Raw genomic sequence first — 21,038 nt, forward strand, 5'->3', positions numbered from 1 at the left:
TGTATAGTAGATTATGAGTCTGGTTACAATTTCACTACTACCACAGAGATTCCATGAACGCTTACGATTGGATTGTAGTTGGGTCTGGAATTACCGGTTCTGCACTCAGTTATGAATTAGTTAAAAAAGGATTTCAGGTACTCTTATTAGACCCAAATCCGATATTAGATGGTGCAACTCGTTATAGTTATGGCGGTTTAGCATATTGGTCAGGAACAACGGAACTAACCCGGATTTTATGTGAAGAAGGTCGCCAACGTCATCAGATTTTATCCGATGAGTTAGGAATCAATACACAGTTAAGAGAACTCGATTTAATTTTAGTCGTAAATCCTGATGATGATCCAGAATTGATAGCCCAAAAGTATCGCTATTTTGCTACACCTCCTCAATTTATCACCGTTGAAGAAGCCTGTAAATTAGAACCTTTATTAAATCCTCAAGGGATGAGTGGAGCATTTACAGTTCGTCATGGTCAAGTTTCTCCCGAACATCTAAATAAAGCTTATATTAAAAGGTTCAAAAGTTTAGGAGGAAATCAAATTTTTGATCAAGTTTTGCAAATTTATCCGATTCAAAATCAAGCGGTTCAAGTCACAACTCATTTAGAACAATATGAAGCTGAAAATATCGCCATTTGTGCAGGAGGGTTAAGTCGCCCGGTCTTAAAAAATGCCGGAATTTCAATTCCTATTTATTTTACCCATACTGAAATTTTAGAAACCCCCCCCGTCGATTTAAAATTACAAACAATTGTCATGTCGGCGTCAATGGAACGTTTTCAACTTGAAGCCAAATCAACGCAACCGGAATTAGAACCTTTATGGGAAAAACCGGGTCATGAGTTAACACCATTTATTGTGGATAAAAGTGCCGCTCAGTTGCTAGACGGTCGAATTAGAATGGGTCAACCTTCCCGTGCTTTCAGCGATGTTAATGCTCAAGTGAACCTCCTCGAAAGTGAAACCTTGATTCGTCAGGAAATCATTAAAATTTTACCAGCCTTGGCAAATTTACCCGCAACTTGCTATCATTGTTTAGTAGCCTTTAGTTCCGATAGTTTACCCTTGATTGGTGCTGTTGGTAACTTTGACAAAATCCATATTTTTTCAGGATTTAGTAATCCTTTAGTTTTTATTCCCCCCTTAGCTCAACGGTTTGCAAATTTTATCACAGGACAACCCGATCCAATCATCACCCAATTATCCCCTTTACGTTTGATGAAATTGATCAGGTAAAGAGTGAATGCGCCACTCTATTTTGGTGAATCTTAGAAAAAACTTGCTTTTATTCTCAAAATGTGTTAGTTATTGGATTAACTTTTGTAACAATGAGTTCCTGATCTGATCATCAAAGTAGTCATAATCGCTATTAATTCTTGATCCTGTGTATCTATCACCCCTTTTTCCCTCGTTTGAACCCTCGTTATCAGTTCAAAGCAGACATCGCAACACAAAGATCAGGAATGCTTGAGAACCCAAAATTTCATCCTTTGATTAACACATTGATAGGACATCAAAGCCTAGTTTAAATTTATATTCAATTTGAGCAAAATTCCGGCTGAATTGAAACATATCCCATAGGAGTAGATTGTATGAATACTGTAGTCAAGCCCAGATACAAAATTTTAATTATTGATGATAACCCTATCAATGTTGACTTATTATTTGAGTATCTTGATTATGCTGGATTTGAAGTTTGGAAAGCATTAGATGGAGAAAGTGGTCTGGAAATTATTGACCAAAATACGCCTGATTTAATCTTATTAGATGTGATGATGCCGGATTGGGATGGATTTGAGATTTGCACTCATTTAAAAGCCAATCCTGCCTATAGTGAAATCCCTGTTATTTTTATAACAGCATTAGCAGAAACCCAACAAAAAGTTAAAGGATTAAACTTAGGGGCTGTAGATTATATTACCAAGCCTTTTGATCAAAGTGAAATCTTAGCCCGGATTAATCTGCACTTAAAGCTTTATGCTTTAAATTCTCAATTAAAGTCTGAAATTCAGGAAAAAAGACAAGCAGAACAAGCTTTAAATCAGCTAAATTTAGAATTAGAAAAACGAGTAGAAGAACGTACCTCCCAACTGCAAAGTACCTTAGAGGAATTACAGCAGGCACAACAAAAACTATTAGAGAGAGAACAGCAATTACACTATAAAGCTTATCATGATCCACTGACAGGACTTCCCAATCGAGCTTGGTGTATTTCTCAACTTAAAACCTTAATTGAACAAGCTAAATCTGACTTTAATTATCATTATGCTGTCTTGTTTTTAGATTTAGATCGCTTTAATGTTATTAATGATAGCTTAGGTCATTTATTAGGAGATAAACTGTTACAAAAGGTTGCTAAACGCTTAGAATCTTGCTTAACCTCTAATCTCCATATTGCTCGTTTAGGAGGAGACGAATTTGTTATTATTGTTGAAAAAATTAGCGATGAGCAGGAGGTTATGACCATTGCTCAAAAAATTTTAGATGTGTTAAGTCCCGTTTTTCAATTAAATCAATATGAAGTCTATACGGGGGGGAGTATAGGAATTACATTTAGTAAATTTGGATATGATCACCCCGAAGATATCCTGCGAGATGCTGACGTAGCCATGTATTCTGCGAAAGCAAATGGCAAAGGTTGTTATCAACTTTTAACCAGTGAATTGCAACAACAAGCCATGAGTCGTTTACAGTTAGAAAATGATCTCAGGCGTGCTATTCAAAATGAGGAATTTTCTCTCTATTATCAACCTATTATTTCTCTTCCCAACTTCCAAAAATTAGGATTTGAAGCGTTAATTCGTTGGCATCATCCGCAAAAAGGTATGATTCCTCCAGATCAATTTATTCCTGTGGCGGAAGAAACCGGATTAATTATTGAGTTAGGATGGTGGGTGATCAAAACTGCTTTAAACCAAATTGAAATTTGGCAGGAACAGTTTCCTGGATTTTCAGAACTTGCGATTAATGTTAATGTTGCACCTCAACAATTAATGCTGGTTTCTTTCTCTGAACAAGTTCAAGAGCTATTTTCGCATTTCAAAATTAAAAGACATCAAATCAAATTTGAGATTACAGAAGGCTCGTTACTGAAAACTGGATCTCATCACATTGAAGCTTTAAAAAGGCTGAAAAATCTAGGAATTCAATTTTGTATTGATGATTTTGGGACGGGATATTCTTCCCTCAGTCGTCTTCATGAATTCCCCATTGATACCTTAAAAATTGATCGCTCTTTTGTGCGTCAAATTGGTTCAAATCAAGGAGAAATTGAGTTAATTAGAACCATTATTACCTTAGCTCATGGATTAGGAATGGATGTCGTCGCGGAAGGAATTGAAACAAAATCCCAACTGAATCAATTATCCTTATTAGGATGTGAATGGGGACAAGGATTTTTATTTTCAAAACCCTTAAATTCTATTGATGCAACTCAATATATTGCAGCCTTGTTAACCTCTCAATGGAAGCAAGAACGGGTTAAAGCCTTACTGATGTAAACCCATTCTTGAACTAAATCTCGACCTTAACAATTAACCAAAGGCAGAGTTTCCAAAATCGGAGGGAACATCTTGCCATCGTCCTTGACCGACGGCTTGAATTGCTTCTTTTAAATTAATATCCCCGGTATAAAGTGCTCGTCCCACAATTACATCAGTGACCCCTAAAGGTTCCAGGGATAATAAACTTAATAAATCTGTAATCGAACTCACTCCTCCAGAAGCAATCACTGGAATTGAAACGACATTAGCAATTTCTCGTAAAGCCTCAAGATTTGGCCCAATGAGGGTTCCATCCCGATGAATATCAGTATAAATAATCGTGACAACCCCTAACTGTGCCATTTGTTCGGCTAAATCCGTCGCTAAAATTTCTGAGGTTTCTAACCATCCTTTTGTCGCAACTTTGCCATTTCTAGCATCAATTCCTACCGCAATATGACCCGGAAATTCTGCACATAAATCCGCAACTAATTGAGGTTGTTCGACTGCAATCGTTCCTAAAATTGCCCGTTCTACTCCTAAATTGAATAGGGTGGCTACGTTGTCACGGGTGCGTAATCCTCCGCCAACTTGTACCGGAATATTAATCGTATTTGCGATCGCTTCTATCACCTGATAATTTGTAGGTTTTCCAGTTTTTGCTCCATCTAAATCTACTAAATGCAACCTTGTTGCTCCTTGTTCAACCCAATCTTGAGCAACCGCAATGGGGTCATCATTAAAGGTTTGAGCTTGGTTATAGTCTCCTTGATATAATCGAACACAACGTCCGTCTAATAAATCAATGGCTGGAATAATATTCATGGGATGGGTTTATGATCAACAATACTCAGTTTCCCACAGAATAAAACCCCCGCTTTGCGGGTTTTATTCTGTGGTGATCAAAGTGTTAGATTCTAACTAGATTAAAACGGTTTCTTTTTCAGGAGTTGAATCAGTTGGGGTCGGGTCAGAAGCAATATCTAACGCACCCCCTGGAGCTTCAGGATGTTCCACATAAACGGCTTCTGTCATGGCTTTAGCACCTTCCGAACGACCTTTGAGATAAATACTTCCTAATCCTAATAACCCGGTTGTTCCGAGGGCTAATCCAGCAATGATGCCATAATCCGGTTTAATCGGGGGAATTTTTGTCCACACCGAACCGGAATTAAAGTTAGAATTTGTCAACAACCCATTAGACTTATATTTGCTAAAAGGACAAGGACTCGCTTGCGACACCGGAGAGAACACAGCACTCAAAGTTGCTGTAGCTAAGAGGCTCAGGAGTAAGGGTTTGAGTTTGTTCATGATGATTGCCATATTGGGGATGTTTAATTTGGTAATGATAGCAGGAGATTTTAAAATTAGCCGACCCCAATTGATTTTTAATCCAGATATTTTGATCCATTAAGTTCCTTCCCATCCCCCAGACCCAACATTCACCAGGGACTTATCCCCACTCTCCGCCAAATTCCTGATATTCTTCTGATTCAATTTGATCGAGATCAGGATATTCATAATTATCAGCCATTTCCTCTACAGAGTGAATAACAAACGGTAAATTAGCACCAATTAAACCCCGTTTAATCCGTTCTGATGTTTCAGGAAATAAAACAAATAGGGGATAAATATCATCAGCCTCTTGAGAATCAATGTGTTTATAATGGTGAGGCATTATCCATTCATAATCTTGATCTAATAACACTTGGGTTAATCGCCAACGGGCTAATAAATCCGATAATTCTTCTTGAGGACGGTGAATAAAAATAAAAATCTCCGCCCCAATTTTAACTTTCCATTCTGGATCACACATCAAAAGTCCAATATCGCAGGGTAAACCCACCGCATCCCCTGGTTTAATACTAATTCCCTGCTGTCCTGAATAGGAAACTCCGTGTCGTAAACGTACAATCGGTAACGGAATGGTAATCACACTATCATCAGAACGGCGAATACTCGGAACCATTTCAAAATAAGGACGATGTTGCTTCAGTAAAGTAATGGCTGCTTCCGAATTACTATATTCTGCCAGCAACGCTTCATAATGGGATTTTAGAATAGACATAAATCATTTCAAATAAAACGTTTACAGCATTGGTTAATGGGGTAATAGGTAGAATCAACATTTAATTACGAATTACAAATTACAATTCGTAATTCGTAATTCGTAATTCGTAATTCTTATTGAAAGTTGTGTTTGATATACCATCTAATTTTCTGGGTTTTGGAATTAGCCAATTTTTTCAAACACGGCAAACATAGGCAGATACATCGATAGCAAAATTGAACCCACAATTCCAGCTACCATCACAATCATTAGGGGTTCTAACATACTGGTAAGTCCTTTTACAGCTTCTTCCACTTCCGTTTCATAGAAGATCCCTACTTTCATTAACATTTTGTCGAGTTCCCCTGATTCTTCTCCAATTGCAATCATTTGAATAGCCAAAGGAGGAAATACATTGCCTTCTTGTAAAGCTAAACTAATTAAACCGCCTTGTTGAATAGAATCTCTGGCATTTCTAATACATAAAGCGATGGCCGCATTTCCTGCCACCTCTTCCACAATTTCCAGAGAGTTCATAATCGGAACCCCAGACCGGGTTAAGCTTCCAAAAATTGTACAAAACCGCGCCACAGCCGAAATTTGAATCAGGTTTCCAAAAATCGGTAACTTCAAAAATAGCTTATCAAAAAACATTCTTCCCCCAGGGGTTTTATAGGCGGTTTTATAAGCAAACAATAACCCTACCAACGTCCCGATTACAATGGCTTGTGGAATGGGGGGCCAGGTTCTACAAAAGGCACTAATATTGAGCATGATCTGGGTAAACATTGGTAGTGTTGCCCCAATATCCTGAAACACCTTAGCAAAGGTGGGGAGTAAAAAAGTTGTCATCCCAAAAAAGATGGTAATGGCAATAAAAAACACCGTTTTGGGATAGGACATAGCGGACTTAATTTCGGCTTGGGTTTTGTGGTTTTTTTCCATCATTACTGCTAGCCGTTCTAAGACTTCATCTAAAACCCCCCCGGTTTCTCCAGCAGATACCATACTAATAAAAAGCTGATCAAAAATATCAGGAAATTTCCTCATTGCTACGGAAAGTTCTGTCCCTTCTTCCACATCAGCCCGAATGGAAGTTAAGGCATTTTTTAACTTAGCATTACTACATTGATCACTTAAAACACTCAAACATCTTGCCATCGCAATCCCGGCGTTAAACATGGATGCAAATTGACGGGCAAAAATCGCTAAGTCTTTAACGGTAATCGTTGCCAGAGCAATGCTAATACTTTCTTCAATTCGTTTAAAGTCAAAACCTCGGTTTCTGACTTGACTGCGAACTACACTCCCTGCCATAAATTTTTACCTACTCAGTATTAATTTTTTACTGATAACTGATGATGCGGATACTTGATAACTGATAACTGATAACTGATAACTGATGATGCGGATACTTGATTAAGCTTTGGCTTTTTGTCCCTTAGCGGCGGAGGGAGCAGGGCCAATTAAACGTTCTAATTCATCGGGTTTAGACGACTTACTCATGGCCGCTTCCCAAGTGACTTGACCTTCGTTATAGAGTTTCGCCAAAGCCATTTCCATCGTTTGCATTCCTAATTTTGCCCCCATTTGAATTTGGGAGTAAATTTGAGAAGTTTTTCCCTCCCGAATCAGGTTAGCCATAGCAGGAGTATTAGCCATAATTTCGATCGCCGCCCGACGACCTCCTCCAATGGCGGGAACCAAGTTTTGACTACAAACCCCCACCAGTGAACCGGATAACTGTGCTCGGATTTGGGGTTGTTGAACGGGGGGGAATACGTCTAACATCCGGTCTACGGTTGCGGCTGCGGAGTTGGTGTGCAGGGTTCCAAAGACTAAGTGACCCGTTTCTGCCGCCGAAATCGCTAGACCAATGGTTTCTAAGTCCCGCATCTCTCCCACCAGAATAATATCGGGGTCTTCGCGCAAAGCTGCTTTGAGGGCATTTGCAAAGCTTTTGGTGTCCTCTCCCTTTTGTCGCTGGTGGAACAAACTTTTAATATTGGGAAACACATATTCAATCGGGTCTTCCACCGTTAGAATATGTTCAGAGCGAGTCCGGTTAATTAAGTCTAACAAAGCTGCCATGGTTGTGGTTTTACCCGAACCCGTTTGACCTGTGACTAATACCATTCCCCGTGGGCGTTCCGTCATATCCCGAATCACTTGGGGAACCCCTAATTTATCAGCATTGGGAATCTTAGAGGCTAATGCCCGCAAACAAGCCGCCCAACATCCCCGTTCTCGATAGACATTGACCCGGAACCGAGCTAATCCTCGTACCCCGTAAGCACAATCTAATTCCCACTCCTGCTCTAACTGCTTACGCTGCATATTATTCAGCATTTGGTAAATCAGAACTTGCACCTCTTCGGCGGATTGGGTTTCTCCAAATTGGGGCTGAGGGGTGAGTTTCCCGCTAATCCGAAAGAAGATAGGGGCACCGGCTTGAATATGAATATCAGAGCCACCTTGCTCGACTAAAGACTCTAAAATGTCTTCAATCATTAATCCCGGCATAATTATTCTCCTCTAATCTTTTGTTGACTGTGTGCAGACGTGCCATGGCACGTCTCTGATTGTTGACCGTGAAAATTAAGATTTTTTCATAGTGTTCCCAAAAATCAGTTATCAGTTACCAGTTATCAGTGATCAGTCATCAGTTATCAGTTATCCGTTAAGAGTCAAGAATTAATAGCTAATAGTTAAGGAACTGGCCAATTCCTGCACTGATAACTGATCACTGGTAACTGATAACTGACAACTGTTAACTGATAACTGACAACTGATAACTGATTAGCTGATAAAGCGGGGTGTCATACAATAGGGACAGTCTAACCATTCCGGTTTTAATTCCGCTACGCAACTCTTACAGGTTAAGCCTTGTTTGCGTTTGGCTTTGAGTTCGGCTTCTAAACCGGAGTCTGTAAACGTTACCCGTTCCACTTCCTCAAAGGTGGTGTACCCTTCACGGACTAACTGCAAACTATAGGCTAATAAAGTTTTCATCCCTTCTTCAACGGCTGCTTCCTTAATTTGTTCAGTGGGAGCACCTTTGGTAATCAGGGTTTGCATTCGTTCGGTCACCTTCAGGAATTCATAGACCCCTACCCGACCTTTGTAGCCGAGTCCACTACATTTTTTACACAATTGGCCCATATCTGCTAAATGCTTCCGTTCTTCAACCGCAATGGTATTCGCTTTATAAAAAGTAATATTGACTTCTTGAGAAGCCGATAACCCATAACGACCTAATTCTTCAGGAGCCGGGGTATAAGGAAGCCGACACTCCCCACAAACGCGCCGCATCAGCCGTTGGGCGAGAATTCCTAACAAAGCAGCCGACACCATGAACGGTTCTACCCCCATTTCATCCAAACGAGCAATGGCACCTGCTGCGTCGTTGGTGTGTAATGTGGTTAACACTAAGTGTCCGGTTAATGCTGCTTCAATAGCGGTTTTTGCTGTTTCTAAATCCCGTGTTTCCCCCACTAATAAAACATCCGGGTCTTGTCGTAAAAATGCCCGTAAAATATTAGCAAAGGTTAAATTTTTCTCCCGAATTACCTGACATTGGGTAATCCCAGGTAAGGCATATTCAATCGGATCTTCTGCGGTACTAATATTAATCCCCGGATCATTTTTTTCTGCTAAAACCGAATACAGAGAGGTGGATTTTCCTGACCCCGTTGGCCCTGTAACTAATATCAAACCAAAAGGACGAGATGCGGTTTCCCGAACTAAGGCTAAGGTTTCTTGATCCGTAATTAATTTATCTAACCCTAATTGGGTTGAAGAACTATCGAGAATCCGTAATACAATTTTTTCCCCGTAGCGACTCGGTAGACTATTCACCCGGAAGTCTACCGTCCGTCCTCGGAATTTACGGCGAATCCGACCATCTTGGGCTTGACGACGTTCGGCGATATCCATTTCTGCGAGAATTTTAAACCGGGAAGTAATCGCCGGAATTACTTTTTTGGGAAATTTATAATATTCCTGTAACACCCCATCTTTCCGCATCCGAATTCGCATTTCATGTTCCTGGGGTTCAACGTGAATATCAGATACCCCCTCCGAGAGGGCTTTGGCTAAAATCACGTTGACAGCCTTAATAACCGGGGCGGTTTCCGCTTGTTCGATTTCCTCCGACAAATCCATCCCACCAGATTCATCGCCTACTTCTTCGAGGTCGGTGGTTTCAAAATCTCCGGCGGTAAACTCTAATTTCTCTTGTTCACGTTTAGCGGCTTCGGCGGCTTTGCGTTTAACGTCTTCGTTACTATAGGTGGAAATAATTTGATCATAATCTTCCTGAGTAATCACCCGCCGTTGGAGTTTCAACTGCTTGGGTCGCAAAATTTGATTTCTTAACTCCTCCAACGCATTCAGGTTGTCGGGGTCAACCATGGCAATCAACACCGAAGTCGGATCACTTTCAGGTTTGCGTAAAGGGATGAAGCGATGGCGTTTACAGGTTTCTAAACTGGTATCAAGCGTATGCAGCATTTGTTCGAGTTCTTCATTCGACATCGGTTCAATTTCAGGATCATACGCTTCGACCCCGTGAATGATTCTCAGTTCAAATAGCTGTTGTTTTTTATACTGACGTGCCAAGTCGGGAGGAAGGGGGCGACCCGTCATCGATTCCAAAACTTCTGTCAGGGGTTGACCTGAACGACTGGTTTTGAGGGCTTGCTGAAGTTGCTCTGGATTAATATAGCCTGATTGAATTAATTTGTTGCCAAAGGGAGTGGTACTTTGAACAACTAGGGCGCGTCTTTGGGATGTGTTCGTCATAGCTTAAAATTAAGGTCTATGTCATTGTATTAATGCGTTGATGTCACGATAATCACTTAGTTTTCAGGATTAATGGACACGATGGGTTTGAGGTGTACCTGTATCCGACGCTGATTTTGGCAAGAAATACAGCGTGAAACTTTCCCTAGCTCCAACCCGCACAAAGGTTAAATGTCCCGGGGCTTCCCTCTAACCCATCTCAGAGTTAAGTTACTCAGAACACAACCGCAATTATCAAGCATCTAGGGTGGCTGTGGGTTTTAAGGGAATAGAATTCCCTCTGATGTGTCAATTTTAACCCAACCTTCTCGTTCTCAATTCCGATCTGCATCTAAGAGAAGTTCAGGGGGCTGATTGATCTCCTCCTGTACGCATCCTTAGCTCAACCCATCCCATCTTGTAAACCCCCTACCCAGCATTTTAAGGCTCCATCTTGATCATAACGGTTTACCTCACCTTGAGGATGTATTTTAAGATATGATTTTGATTAAAATTTTTAAAGTAACGAAATGTCGTCAGCACCCCGTACTGAAGTAACGGGGCTATGGGCGGAGCGCAGGCTACGCGAAGTCATGCCTCACTAGAGCGTGATAGTTGACCAGCCTAAGTGCCTTGTGCACTACGTTTTTTGAGTTATGACACCCTGTGGATGCGTAGCTAGTCCCTAGCTCTGTCGTTAGTAGTTAAACATCTTTATCGGGTTAAGGAAGTGCTACTAGCCTAACAAGCTCTTAAAACCTTGGCGTTCGCGTAGCGTGTGCGAAGCACTCAGCTAACTTTACCCTAGAAATAGGTGTTAGGAGGCAACCATACCTCTACACAGGGGTATGATTGATTGCCCCTCTACCCCGAAAGGGGAAATAAAAGCCGTCCTAAATAGAGTCAGCCCTGAGCCTTGCCCTAAGCTTTGTCGAAGGGCTGTCGAAGGGACGGGGTTTCTACCCATTTTTGCGATGATGATGGATAGCGGGGTTACTCCTCAGCCGTGTAAGGGTTAAGGACTCACGCTGATTTTCTGTGATTAACAAGGACAAACAGTACCATTATGATGCCTAATTCAACGGCTAATACTCCTGATGAACTAACGGGTCAATCCTATTCAACCTCAGAGTCGGATGTCCCGAACTCCGATAATTTGGATGCTGAGGGGACAACAGCGACGGAATCAAGTTCCTACCCAGAGGTCGGGACGGACGAATCCGCTACCGAAGCACCCTCTGAAAAAACTTTTGGCCAGGAAATCGAGTCAACGGGGGAAGGACTTCATGCTGAAGTCATGGCTTTAGCGGAAGCCAATGCGGCCCTCAAGGCACAATTAGAAGATGTTAGTGGTCAATATCGGCGTTTGGCGGCAGATTTTGAGAACTTCCGCAAACGCACTCAAAAGGAAAAAGAAGAGTTAGAAATCACCATCAAAGGTTCAACTCTGAAGCCATTACTCCCGGTTGTGGATAATTTTGACCGCGCTAGATCCCAAATTAAACCCCAAACCGATTCAGAAATGAATATCCACAAGAGTTACCAAGGGGTTTATAAATTAATGGTGGATTGTCTCAAACAACTGGGGGTATCTGTGATGCGTCCAGAAGGGCAGCCTTTTGATCCCAATTTACATGAAGCGGTGATGCGTGAAGCAACGGATGCCTATCCTGAAGGAACTGTGATTGAAGATTTAATGCACGGTTATCAGTTGGGAGAAAAGGTTTTACGCCATGCGATGGTCAAAGTAGCAACGGCTCCTGAACCCGATTCTACAGAATCTACCGCCGAAGAAACTCCATCTGAAGCATAAGGTGTTGCTCAGGGACAAGGAACTAGCCATAGGAGGGAACTCTAAATCTATCACCTGAAGCCATCTGGATCAAAGCGATTTTATCCCGTAAGAATCTGGAAAAATTGCTGATTTCAGGATCAGTATTGCAAACATTCATCGTCGAGGAGCTATGGGAAAAGTCATTGGCATCGACTTAGGGACAACGAACAGTTGTGTTGCTGTGTTAGAAGCCGGTAAACCGATCGTAATCGCTAATTCTGAAGGAGGACGAACCACACCGAGTATTATCGGATTTGGTAAATATGGCGATCGGTTAGTGGGCCAGTTGGGTAAGCGACAAGCGGTTACGAATGCCGAAAATACGGTTTACAGTATTAAGCGATTTATCGGACGTCGCTGGGAAGATACCGAGGAAGAACGCTCACGGGTTCCCTATACTTGTGTCAAAGGCAAGGACAACACCGTTAATGTCCAAATTCGCAACCAAGTCTACACTCCCCAAGAAATCTCGGCGATGGTGTTGCAAAAGCTCAAAGAAGATGCAGAAGCTTATTTAGGAGCAACGGTCACTCAAGCAGTGATTACAGTTCCAGCTTATTTTACCGATGCTCAACGACAGGCAACCAAGGATGCGGGAACCATTGCGGGTTTAGATGTCTTACGGATTATCAATGAACCCACAGCAGCAGCTTTATCTTATGGCTTAGATAAACAAGATCAAGATCAGAAAATTCTGGTCTTTGACTTGGGTGGGGGTACCTTTGATGTCTCGATTCTACAACTGGGAGATGGGATTTTTGAAGTCAAATCAACGGCAGGAAACAACCATCTGGGCGGGGATGATTTTGATAACTGTCTGGTGCAGTGGATGATCCAAAAATTCAAAACCCAGGAAGGCATCAACCTCTTAACGGAAAAAATGGCATTACAACGGTTACGAGAAGCCGCAGAAAAAGCCAAAATCGAGTTATCCAGTCGCAACACCACCTCGATTAATTTGCCGTTTATTACCGCCGATGATTCCGGGCCAAAACATTTAGAACTAGAACTCAGTCGCACCGAATTTGAGGGTTTAGTTAAACCGTTGGTAGACAGTACCATTGAACCCGTCATCCAAGCGTTGAAAGATGCCAGTTTACAACCTAATCAGGTGAATCGCATTATTTTAGTCGGGGGATCTACGCGAATTCCGGCGGTTCAACAAGCTATTAGTGAATATTTTGGAGGAAGAACCCCAGACCGTTCTGTTAACCCCGATGAAGCCGTTGCTTTAGGGGCTGCCATTCAAGCGGGAGTGTTAGCAGGAGAAGTCAAAGATTTATTGTTATTAGATATTACTCCTTTATCTCTAGGATTAGAAACCTTGGGAGGAGTTTTTACTAAAATTATTGAACGCAATACAACAATCCCCACGAGCCGTTCTCAAATGTTTTCCACCGCCGTTGACGGACAAACCTCTGTGGAAATTCACGTTCTCCAAGGAGAACGGGCAATGGCGAAGGATAATAAAAGTTTAGGAAAATTCCTCCTGAATGGAATTCCGTCGGCTAAACGGGGAGTTCCTCAAATTGAAGTGGCGTTTGATCTCGATGCCAATGGAATTCTAAAAGTTTTAGCGGAAGATAAAGGGACGGGACGAGAACAAGGGATTGAAATTAGTAATACCGGAGGATTGACGGAAGCAGAAATTGAACGAATGCGTCAAGAGGCAGAAATTTACGCTGATGAGGACGAAAAACGTCGGTTAGTGGTAGAACTTAAAAATCAGTCCGAAACTTTGTTTGCTAATTGTAAACAAACCCTCAAAGGCAAGGCTGATCAGATTAGTAATGATCTCAAAGAACGAGTTCGCAAAGAAGCTGCGGCTTTAAAACAAGCGGTTGCTAATCCCAATATTTCCCATGAGGATATGAAAAAACAGTTAGAATCCTTCCAAGAAATGTTGTATGCTTTGGCTTCAGAGATTTATGAACAAGCCGGTCAGAATTCGTCTTCCGCTTCATCTGTTGCTTCGGAGTCTTCAGAATTTGAGGCTTCTGTACAAGCGGTAGAAGATAAACTAGAGGAAACACAGGAAGACGAAGATGAAGATGAAGAAGAGGCAAAACCTACCAGTAGTGAATTATTATTCTTGAACAACAGCATGATTGAGACTTCCTCTGGAATAGACACCTTCAGTGATCCTCCTGATCCTGGTAATCCGTTTACCAATACCCTGAATTGAAAGGTTTGTCCTACAGAGGAAGGCTTTTGAGGATTTATGATAGAATTGAAAAGTCTCAAATGTAGGATTAAACCAGTGATCAGTTATCGGTAAACAGTAATCAATGGAAGAGTGAGTCGTAAATCGTCATATAGCACTACGCAAAAAGGTTAGGAAATTTCTAAATCCTGAAAGCCTTTCACAACTTACTGTTCCCTGTTCCCGCTTCGCGTAGCGCTATAGTTGTCAATTTTTAGCTAAAAACTAGAAACTGGAACATGGGTTACTGATTATCACTGATTAAGCGTTAACAAAATTGTTGTTATTTATTTTTAGGCAAAATACTCTATGGCAGGCGATTATTATGAAATATTGGGTGTCTCCCGCGACGCAGATACAGAAGAACTTAAACGGGCTTATCGTCGCCTAGCTCGCAAATATCACCCGGATGTCAATAAAGAACCGGGCGCGGAAGAACGGTTTAAAGAAATTAGTCGCGCTTATGAAGTTTTAAAAGAACCGGAAATGCGGGCGCGATATGACCGTTTTGGAGAAGCGGGAGTAGGAGGTGGTGCTGGAGGTTTTGACCCCAACTTTACCGATCCGTTTACCGATATTTTTGAAAGCTTCTTCAGTGGGTTTGGCGGGGGTATGGGGGGTAATGCCCAAGCTCGCAAGCGCACAGGCCCAGCCCGGGGAGATGACCTGCGCTTAGACCTGCGGTTAGAGTTCAAAGAAGCCATCTTTGGCGGCGAAAAAGAAATCCGCATTAAGCATTTAGAAACCTGTGAAACCTGCACCGGAAGTGGTGCTAAACCCGGAACTCGCCCTCAAACCTGTTCCACCTGTGGAGGGAGTGGTCAAGTGCGTCGGGCAACTCGTACCCCCTTTGGCAGTTTTACGCAAGTCTCCGTTTGTCCGAACTGTAATGGTACAGGACAGATGATTGAGGATAAATGTTCCACCTGTGGCGGTCGTGGGTTAAATGAAGTCACGAAAAAACTTAAAATTAATGTTCCCGCCGGGGTGGATAACGGTACTCGTCTCCGGGTTGCCTCCGAGGGGGATGCCGGGAAACGGGGAGGGCCGCCTGGGGATTTATATGTGTTTTTATCCGTTGCACCTGATCCGAAATTTAAACGGGATGGGATTAATATTCTATCCGACGTGAAAATTAGCTACCTTCAGGCGATCCTGGGCTTTAACTTTGATGTAGACACCGTTGATGGCTCCACGAAATTAACCATTCCGCCGGGAACTCAACCGGGAACGGTATTAACCCTAGAAAATAAAGGGGTTCCTCGTCTGGGAAATCCTGTGAGTCGGGGGGATCATTTAATTACGGTTCTCGTCGATATTCCCACAAAGGTAACTCCAGAAGAGCGGGAACTTCTGGAACAGTTGGTTAAGATTCGGGGCGATCGCACGGGAAAGGGGGGACTTGAGGGATTTCTCGGTAATTTATTTCAACAAAAATAAAAAGTTGACCGTTGGCTGTTAGCTGTTAACGGTCAACAGGCAGCAAATAACAAACGACCTATCCCTCTTTTTATGACAGAAACAACTCACTTAAAACCAGATGCTCAATTGGATTTGCGGGGAACTCCTTGTCCCCTCAATTTTGTTCGCACGAAATTACGCTTAGAACAGATGCAGCCCGGTTCCCTACTGGAAGTTTGGTTAGATGCGGGAGAACCCATTGAGCAAGTTCCTGATAGTTTAACGATGGCTGGGTACAACATTGAGCAAATCACAGATTGTTCGGACTTTTTCTCCCTGCAAATTCGTTGTCCTGTGACCGTTCAATGAGTTCAATGACAACCAATGAACCGTTGAATGTCCCAGAACTGATCGGAACAGTTGTTGCTGTTCAAGCGAATTTCTATCAGGTTCAACTGGAAACCCAAGCAACTTCACTTCCTGAAACTATCCTGTTATGTACCCGTCGTTCTCTGTTGAAAAAAATGGGTCAGCAGGTGATGGTGGGAGATCAAGTTGTGGTGGAAGAACCGGACTGGTTAGGAAAACGGGGGGCGATTACTCAAGTTTTTCCCCGCCGGACAGAACTGAGTCGTCCTCCTATTGCTAATGCTAATCAAATTTTATTAGTATTTGCGATCGCAGAACCGGAGCTAGAAGCAACCGCTTTAAGTCGGTTTTTAGTGAAGGCGGAATCAACGGGTTTAGAAGTATGTTTGTGTTTAAATAAATGCGATTTAGTCTCCTCAGAACAGTTGTTATACTGGCGCGATCGCTTATTAAATTGGGGATATCAGGCTTTATTTATAAGTGTGAGTAGCGGGTTAGAATATACGGTTAATTCTGATCATCAAATTATTCAAAAATCTCTATTTCAAATTGAAAATACGTTTTTAGAGACTACTTTACTCTATCAACTTCAAGATAAAACAACGGTGATTTCTGGCCCTTCGGGTGTCGGAAAATCTAGTTTAATTAATCAATTAATTCCCAGTATTAATTTACGAGTTGGTAGCGTGTCGGGGAAATTAGGACGGGGAAGACATACAACTCGTCACGTTGAATTATTCCAATTACCGACGGGGGGATTATTAGCAGATACACCCGGATTTAATCAACCTGAATTAGAATGTAGCCCGGAAGAATTAACAGATTATTTTCCTGAAGCAAAACAGCGTTTTCAGCAGGGAAAATGCCAGTTTAGTGATTGTTTACATCGAGATGAACCTAATTGTAGTGTTCGGGGCGACTGGGAACGTTATCCGATTTATTTGGATTTTTTAGAAGCTGCGATCGCCCATCAAGAAATGCTTCAACAACAAAAAGATGTAGAAATCAATGTCAAATCTAAATCAAAATCAGGCGGTAAACAACAATTAGAACCGAAATTAGCCAGTAAAAAATATCGTCGTTCTTCCCGTCGTTTTCAACATCAGACGTTACAGGATTTATGCGAAGATTTTAGTGAAGAAGAGTAAGATTTTTTAACGTTAAATTTTAGATCAGAATTAACCCCAGATTTCTTTGATTTAGGGGTGGGAAAATTTCTACTAAAATAAAACCCCAACTTTAAAGCCTTTTAACATATTCTTTTAAGAGAGGATTCACAATAAAAAATGTCATATTATCTTTTTCTTCTCTGGCTACTAAAAAACGCCTGATTAGAGATTGAATAGTATTTAATAAATCTGAATTTGATAGTTTGGTCTGAGTTGAAAGAGACTGTAAATTAAATATTTCTGGAGAATTGGAAAGTACAGTGATCAACATTTTTTCCTGTGGAGATAAACGTTGAAAATGTAGCTTCAGTTGCTCTTGCAGGGAGTCACATAAAATCGGCTCATCATAGTACAAAAACTCAGTTACTCTACTATTAAATAATTCTTGAATCAGAGTTGCTATCATTCCTAACCATAAAGGGTTGCCTTGATAGGTATTAATTAAGATATCCCATGTTTCAGGATTAGATAAATTTTTATCTCTGAAAATATTTTGAGCAGCTAGACCTAAACTTCCTAATATCAAAGTACGAACAGGAAGATTTTCAAATTCAATTTTTTCAATTTCTCTAGGTTTTTCCCAACTGTTTAAGATAACACAACTCTGATGACAAACCTCGGCAATTTTTTTATAAAATAGTTGATAATTCCCATAACCAGATTGATAGTGACCTGCCAATTGTCCCTCAAAAAACAGCATTTGGATATCATCTAGGATGATAAGACAGCGATATTGACGCAGATAATTGAACAGTTGAGAAAGTTTTGTTTCTAGCTTTAGGGGAATTTCTATTTTATCTTGATTGCAGAATATTTCTAACAAGTTCGTTAAGGTTTCATCTAGGGTAGGAGCAAAACTGAGGCTGCGATAAATTATATAATCAAAGTTACTTTTAATTTCATCTATCAAATGAAGGGAAAGGGTTGTTTTGCCAATTCCAATTAAACCTAAAAGGGTTATTAACTGAACTCCATCTTCTATTATCCATTTTTCTAGGGTAGAAAGTTCCTGAGTGCGATCGTAAAATTTTGTTATTTTTGGTGCGTCGTTTAAATCGACATAAGGTTGATTAGGAGTTATTTCGGAATCATTTAGATTTGATTTATTTTGTTGTTGAGCTTTCGCTGTTTTGCAAGAAACATTTAGATGATTATTAACTGTAACATTTTCACCTGTTATATTTTTAACGATAGCTGATTGATGATTCTTATAAATTCTTCCTTTCTCAAATATAGCTCTAAAATTAGATTTTTTAACCGTTTCTCCTAACTCTTCAGAGATCATTTTCCATAATTCTGAACCGACCCATTTAACATGACTTTCACTGGCATAATGATCTTCAGCAATTTCCGAGTATGTACAGTTTTGTATAGTACCTCGCAGAATCGCTTGTTGGAGATGATCTAAGTGTTTTCCTGTCTTGGTAAAAATGAGATTATCTGCCAGTTCTAGGACTTCTTCAATATCCATAACCCAAGAAGATGTTAAAGGTAATCACATTTTACCCTACTTTTAATACTATTCGTACTTTGCGTACTTTTGTAACTTTGTCAAAATTCCTACTTTTCAGACTGACATTGATTTGAGTTTGACCTATTCTTAAATTAAAATTGAGTAAAGTAAAAATGAAAATATGGATATAGAAACTGTACCTGTAAAAATGTCGGATATTAGGATTCCTAAGAGAAGCGAACTTAATGAGCTTAAAATACGCGCATTAGAAAATTCTCCTGATTCGCTATCCAGTTTGCTTCATGACAAAAAACATCCTATTGTACTATACAGAGGAACACGACCTTACGAAATTTGTAATGGGAGACATAGAATTTATCTAGCTGCTCAACAGGGGATTAAGGTAATCCCAGCAGGTTTTAATTAATCAGCGACTGCCTTTTTCTGATGCAAATATTCAGATTTCAAGAAAAAGGCACTCTCAACAATCCCTGATTGCTAGGTAGAACCTAACAATACTAGATTACACGCTCCGTCTGCTGTTTTTTAATCGGAAGCAGAGCCTCTTTTTTGCATTTATTAAGTCCTGTTATCAAATTTTAAAAATTACAGCCGAATTTTTAGCTATTATTTCCAAAAATAAAACAACCCGGTCATTTACTTATGTCTCAGTTAATTCAATGTCCTCGATGTGGAAAATTATTTGACAGTAGTTTAAGAAGTTGTTTTCACTGTGGTGAAACAAAATTTAGATATGTTAATTGTGAAAAATGTAAAACAGCAATCCCAGAGTTTGAAGCGCAGTATTGGCAAATCATTGACTATTCTTGTCGCGCTACAAGCAGGGTACCTATCACTCTCTGTAAAGCTTGTAAACACAAGGCTCCAGAAATTATAAGAGATCTAGATGTCATATTTAATTCCGTTAAATTTACTTGCCAAACTTGTAAACATAATTTTACCAATACTGCTAAATTTAGTAGTAAAGATACGTGGGATCATCGCGTCCATGCTCATATCTATTTAAACCCAAAGCTTGAAGATATGATTAGGTCAAAATCTGATCTAGAAGATATGATTAATTTACGACTAGGTTATGATGCTCCTTGGGAATTATCACCTGTTAGAAGTCATCGCTATCCTTTGCGTATCCAAGATACTGCCCAATGTCCTAAATGCGGTGGCCAAAGTGTTTCTACTTTGATGGATTATCCTTATGTTCGATGTAAATTTTGTGGAGGACTTACAGAAAGAAAAAATAGTTTTGTTAAATCTACTTATCTAACTAGAAAAATATTTAATGCAAGAAAAAGCCATAAAAATAGACGATATTATCCTGATTTTCCTGGCTTCGATGGTTATGCGTTAGTGGAAAATAACTTGTTAGATTATTATCATAAATTTTGTTATGATTTTTTCCCAGAAGAACCATTAGTATCATTTGGTGAAATCAAGTCTTTTATATCTGAATACTATTGTAACGAGTATTTGAGACAGAGTTTTTACTTTGCTATAAGGTGCATTTTATATTATTTTTTAACAGGTATATTTTTATTTTTAATAAGGTTAATAAAGTTTATTTATTTATTTTTAATAAACTTTGATTATTTATTTTTAATAAAGTTTACTTATTTATTTTTCATAGTTAGCGTTTTTTTAATAGGTAGTGCTTTAGCTTTTTTGGATTACACCCATTATTATAAAAAACGAGTAGAAGAATTAGAAAAATACAATAAATCGATTGACCCTCAAGACGTATATTTTATAGTTTTATTATCAAGATTATCATAGCTTATAATAAGTAAAATTAGAGTGGAATTTACCATGAACCAACAACACCCCATTCCTGATCGGACAACAAGAGAAAGACTATTAGCCAATTTACGCCGGACTCATTTAGAAATGGAACAGTTTAATTTAGAGTTAGAAGAAATTAATGCTAAATTAGAATCAATTATTCGTGAAAAGCGGTTGTCGAGGTTGAATAATCTGTTAAATAATTCTTAATTTAAAGTTTATTCTACTGTTAAAACTTCCCCCTGCTGATATTCTTGACGAGAGGCTTCAATATCAGCAATTAAGGTTCTGTCTTGCAGTAGTTCGGCTGTTTCTGTCCAGCTTTCTAATTCTTCTTGACTGATGAGGATGAAACTTTTATTATCCTGAACAATAACCACCCCTCCAGGTTCCGTACTGACTTTTTCTAAAATTTCACTGAAATTATTTTTAGCGTATTCTCCTGTAACGTGATACATTATTTAACCTCTCTGTTGAATAAAAAAATAACGAACAT

The 21,038-nt window shown here is 40.1% G+C and carries 18 protein-coding genes; 10 read left to right on the plus strand and 8 right to left on the minus strand.

The genetic code is table 11. The features are described 5' to 3' along the window. Positions 1–53: 53 nt before the first annotated feature. Positions 54–1,238, plus strand: a complete 1,185-nt coding sequence (locus NMK36_RS25220) for an NAD(P)/FAD-dependent oxidoreductase (protein WP_254174908.1) — start codon at positions 54–56, stop codon at positions 1,236–1,238. 356 nt (positions 1,239–1,594) lie between these two features. Further along, positions 1,595–3,502 (plus strand): two-component system response regulator, encoded by a 1,908-nt coding sequence (locus tag NMK36_RS25225; protein WP_190515501.1) that lies wholly within the window; start codon positions 1,595–1,597, stop codon positions 3,500–3,502. Positions 3,503–3,535: 33 nt separating this feature from the next. Here the strand turns inward: NMK36_RS25225 and hisA are convergent, their stop codons facing one another. From hisA to NMK36_RS25255, 6 genes are all read right to left on the minus strand, one after another. After that, a complete protein-coding gene (hisA, locus tag NMK36_RS25230; protein WP_254174909.1) occupies positions 3,536–4,309 on the minus strand; it encodes a 1-(5-phosphoribosyl)-5-[(5-phosphoribosylamino)methylideneamino]imidazole-4-carboxamide isomerase in 774 nt (257 codons plus the stop codon). A gap of 96 nt (positions 4,310–4,405) precedes the next feature. Next, a complete protein-coding gene (locus NMK36_RS25235) occupies positions 4,406–4,795 on the minus strand; it encodes a hypothetical protein (protein ID WP_254174910.1) in 390 nt (129 codons plus the stop codon). Positions 4,796–4,937: 142 nt separating this feature from the next. After that, complete coding sequence (locus NMK36_RS25240; protein ID WP_254174911.1) at positions 4,938–5,552, minus strand: hypothetical protein; 615 nt, start codon at positions 5,550–5,552, stop codon at positions 4,938–4,940. A gap of 165 nt (positions 5,553–5,717) precedes the next feature. After that, positions 5,718–6,851, minus strand: coding sequence for a type II secretion system F family protein (locus tag NMK36_RS25245; RefSeq protein ID WP_254174912.1), 1,134 nt, complete (start codon positions 6,849–6,851; stop codon positions 5,718–5,720). Between the two features lie 102 nt (positions 6,852–6,953). Next, positions 6,954–8,057, minus strand: a complete 1,104-nt coding sequence (locus tag NMK36_RS25250; RefSeq protein ID WP_072717946.1) for a type IV pilus twitching motility protein PilT — start codon at positions 8,055–8,057, stop codon at positions 6,954–6,956. Between the two features lie 276 nt (positions 8,058–8,333). After that, entirely contained in the window at positions 8,334–10,337 is a 2,004-nt protein-coding gene (locus NMK36_RS25255) for a GspE/PulE family protein (protein WP_072717945.1), read from the minus strand. Between the two features lie 1,045 nt (positions 10,338–11,382). Here NMK36_RS25255 and grpE point away from each other — a divergent pair. From grpE to rsgA, 5 genes are all read left to right on the plus strand, one after another. Then, positions 11,383–12,129, plus strand: a complete 747-nt coding sequence (grpE, locus tag NMK36_RS25260; RefSeq protein WP_072717944.1) for a nucleotide exchange factor GrpE — start codon at positions 11,383–11,385, stop codon at positions 12,127–12,129. A 151-nt stretch (positions 12,130–12,280) separates the two neighbouring features. Further along, positions 12,281–14,335, plus strand: a complete 2,055-nt coding sequence (gene dnaK, locus NMK36_RS25265) for a molecular chaperone DnaK (RefSeq protein WP_254174913.1) — start codon at positions 12,281–12,283, stop codon at positions 14,333–14,335. Positions 14,336–14,662: 327 nt separating this feature from the next. After that, positions 14,663–15,793, plus strand: a complete 1,131-nt coding sequence (gene dnaJ, locus NMK36_RS25270; protein WP_254174914.1) for a molecular chaperone DnaJ — start codon at positions 14,663–14,665, stop codon at positions 15,791–15,793. A gap of 72 nt (positions 15,794–15,865) precedes the next feature. Next, a complete protein-coding gene (locus NMK36_RS25275) occupies positions 15,866–16,123 on the plus strand; it encodes a sulfurtransferase TusA family protein (RefSeq protein WP_072717941.1) in 258 nt (85 codons plus the stop codon). A gap of 5 nt (positions 16,124–16,128) precedes the next feature. Continuing rightward, positions 16,129–17,271: a small ribosomal subunit biogenesis GTPase RsgA gene (gene rsgA / locus NMK36_RS25280; RefSeq protein WP_438822834.1), complete on the plus strand. Its 1,143-nt coding sequence runs from the start codon at positions 16,129–16,131 to the stop codon at positions 17,269–17,271. 91 nt (positions 17,272–17,362) lie between these two features. Here rsgA and NMK36_RS25285 read toward each other — a convergent pair whose 3' ends face one another. Next, positions 17,363–18,763, minus strand: a complete 1,401-nt coding sequence (locus NMK36_RS25285; protein WP_254174916.1) for an NB-ARC domain-containing protein — start codon at positions 18,761–18,763, stop codon at positions 17,363–17,365. A gap of 163 nt (positions 18,764–18,926) precedes the next feature. Here NMK36_RS25285 and NMK36_RS25290 point away from each other — a divergent pair, with 163 nt between their 5' ends. The 3 genes from NMK36_RS25290 (at position 18,927) to NMK36_RS25300 (ending at position 20,752) form a co-directional block, all read left to right on the plus strand. Beyond that, positions 18,927–19,172 carry a hypothetical protein gene (locus NMK36_RS25290; RefSeq protein WP_254174917.1) on the plus strand — a complete coding sequence of 82 codons (246 nt, stop codon included), beginning with the start codon at positions 18,927–18,929 and terminating at the stop codon, positions 19,170–19,172. Between the two features lie 236 nt (positions 19,173–19,408). Then, on the plus strand, positions 19,409–20,536 hold the full coding sequence (locus tag NMK36_RS25295; RefSeq protein ID WP_254174918.1) for a hypothetical protein: 1,128 nt from the start codon (positions 19,409–19,411) through the stop codon (positions 20,534–20,536). Between the two features lie 33 nt (positions 20,537–20,569). Continuing rightward, positions 20,570–20,752, plus strand: a complete 183-nt coding sequence (locus tag NMK36_RS25300; protein ID WP_254174919.1) for a hypothetical protein — start codon at positions 20,570–20,572, stop codon at positions 20,750–20,752. A gap of 8 nt (positions 20,753–20,760) precedes the next feature. Here NMK36_RS25300 and NMK36_RS25305 read toward each other — a convergent pair whose 3' ends face one another. Continuing rightward, positions 20,761–21,000, minus strand: coding sequence for a type II toxin-antitoxin system Phd/YefM family antitoxin (locus NMK36_RS25305; protein WP_254174920.1), 240 nt, complete (start codon positions 20,998–21,000; stop codon positions 20,761–20,763). Positions 21,001–21,038 lie beyond the last annotated feature (38 nt).

This window comes from Planktothrix pseudagardhii, assembly GCF_904830925.1.
Taxonomy (GTDB): Bacteria; Cyanobacteriota; Cyanobacteriia; order Cyanobacteriales; family Microcoleaceae; genus Planktothrix; species Planktothrix tepida.

Excerpts from the sequence above, each read along its gene's own strand:
- dnaJ (WP_254174914.1), top strand. The coding sequence starts at position 14,663 with ATGGCAGGCGATTATTATGAAATATTGGGTGTCTCCCGCGACGCAGAT.
- NMK36_RS25305 (WP_254174920.1), bottom strand. The coding sequence starts at position 21,000 with ATGTATCACGTTACAGGAGAATACGCTAAAAATAATTTCAGTGAAATT.
- NMK36_RS25255 (WP_072717945.1), bottom strand. The coding sequence starts at position 10,337 with ATGACGAACACATCCCAAAGACGCGCCCTAGTTGTTCAAAGTACCACT.
- rsgA (WP_438822834.1), top strand. The coding sequence starts at position 16,129 with ATGACAACCAATGAACCGTTGAATGTCCCAGAACTGATCGGAACAGTT.
- hisA (WP_254174909.1), bottom strand. The coding sequence starts at position 4,309 with ATGAATATTATTCCAGCCATTGATTTATTAGACGGACGTTGTGTTCGA.
- NMK36_RS25235 (WP_254174910.1), bottom strand. The coding sequence starts at position 4,795 with ATGAACAAACTCAAACCCTTACTCCTGAGCCTCTTAGCTACAGCAACT.
- NMK36_RS25245 (WP_254174912.1), bottom strand. The coding sequence starts at position 6,851 with ATGGCAGGGAGTGTAGTTCGCAGTCAAGTCAGAAACCGAGGTTTTGAC.
- NMK36_RS25295 (WP_254174918.1), top strand. The coding sequence starts at position 19,409 with ATGTCTCAGTTAATTCAATGTCCTCGATGTGGAAAATTATTTGACAGT.
- dnaK (WP_254174913.1), top strand. The coding sequence starts at position 12,281 with ATGGGAAAAGTCATTGGCATCGACTTAGGGACAACGAACAGTTGTGTT.
- NMK36_RS25300 (WP_254174919.1), top strand. The coding sequence starts at position 20,570 with ATGAACCAACAACACCCCATTCCTGATCGGACAACAAGAGAAAGACTA.
- NMK36_RS25275 (WP_072717941.1), top strand. The coding sequence starts at position 15,866 with ATGACAGAAACAACTCACTTAAAACCAGATGCTCAATTGGATTTGCGG.
- NMK36_RS25290 (WP_254174917.1), top strand. The coding sequence starts at position 18,927 with ATGGATATAGAAACTGTACCTGTAAAAATGTCGGATATTAGGATTCCT.
- NMK36_RS25285 (WP_254174916.1), bottom strand. The coding sequence starts at position 18,763 with ATGGATATTGAAGAAGTCCTAGAACTGGCAGATAATCTCATTTTTACC.
- NMK36_RS25240 (WP_254174911.1), bottom strand. The coding sequence starts at position 5,552 with ATGTCTATTCTAAAATCCCATTATGAAGCGTTGCTGGCAGAATATAGT.
- NMK36_RS25220 (WP_254174908.1), top strand. The coding sequence starts at position 54 with ATGAACGCTTACGATTGGATTGTAGTTGGGTCTGGAATTACCGGTTCT.
- NMK36_RS25250 (WP_072717946.1), bottom strand. The coding sequence starts at position 8,057 with ATGCCGGGATTAATGATTGAAGACATTTTAGAGTCTTTAGTCGAGCAA.
- grpE (WP_072717944.1), top strand. The coding sequence starts at position 11,383 with ATGATGCCTAATTCAACGGCTAATACTCCTGATGAACTAACGGGTCAA.
- NMK36_RS25225 (WP_190515501.1), top strand. The coding sequence starts at position 1,595 with ATGAATACTGTAGTCAAGCCCAGATACAAAATTTTAATTATTGATGAT.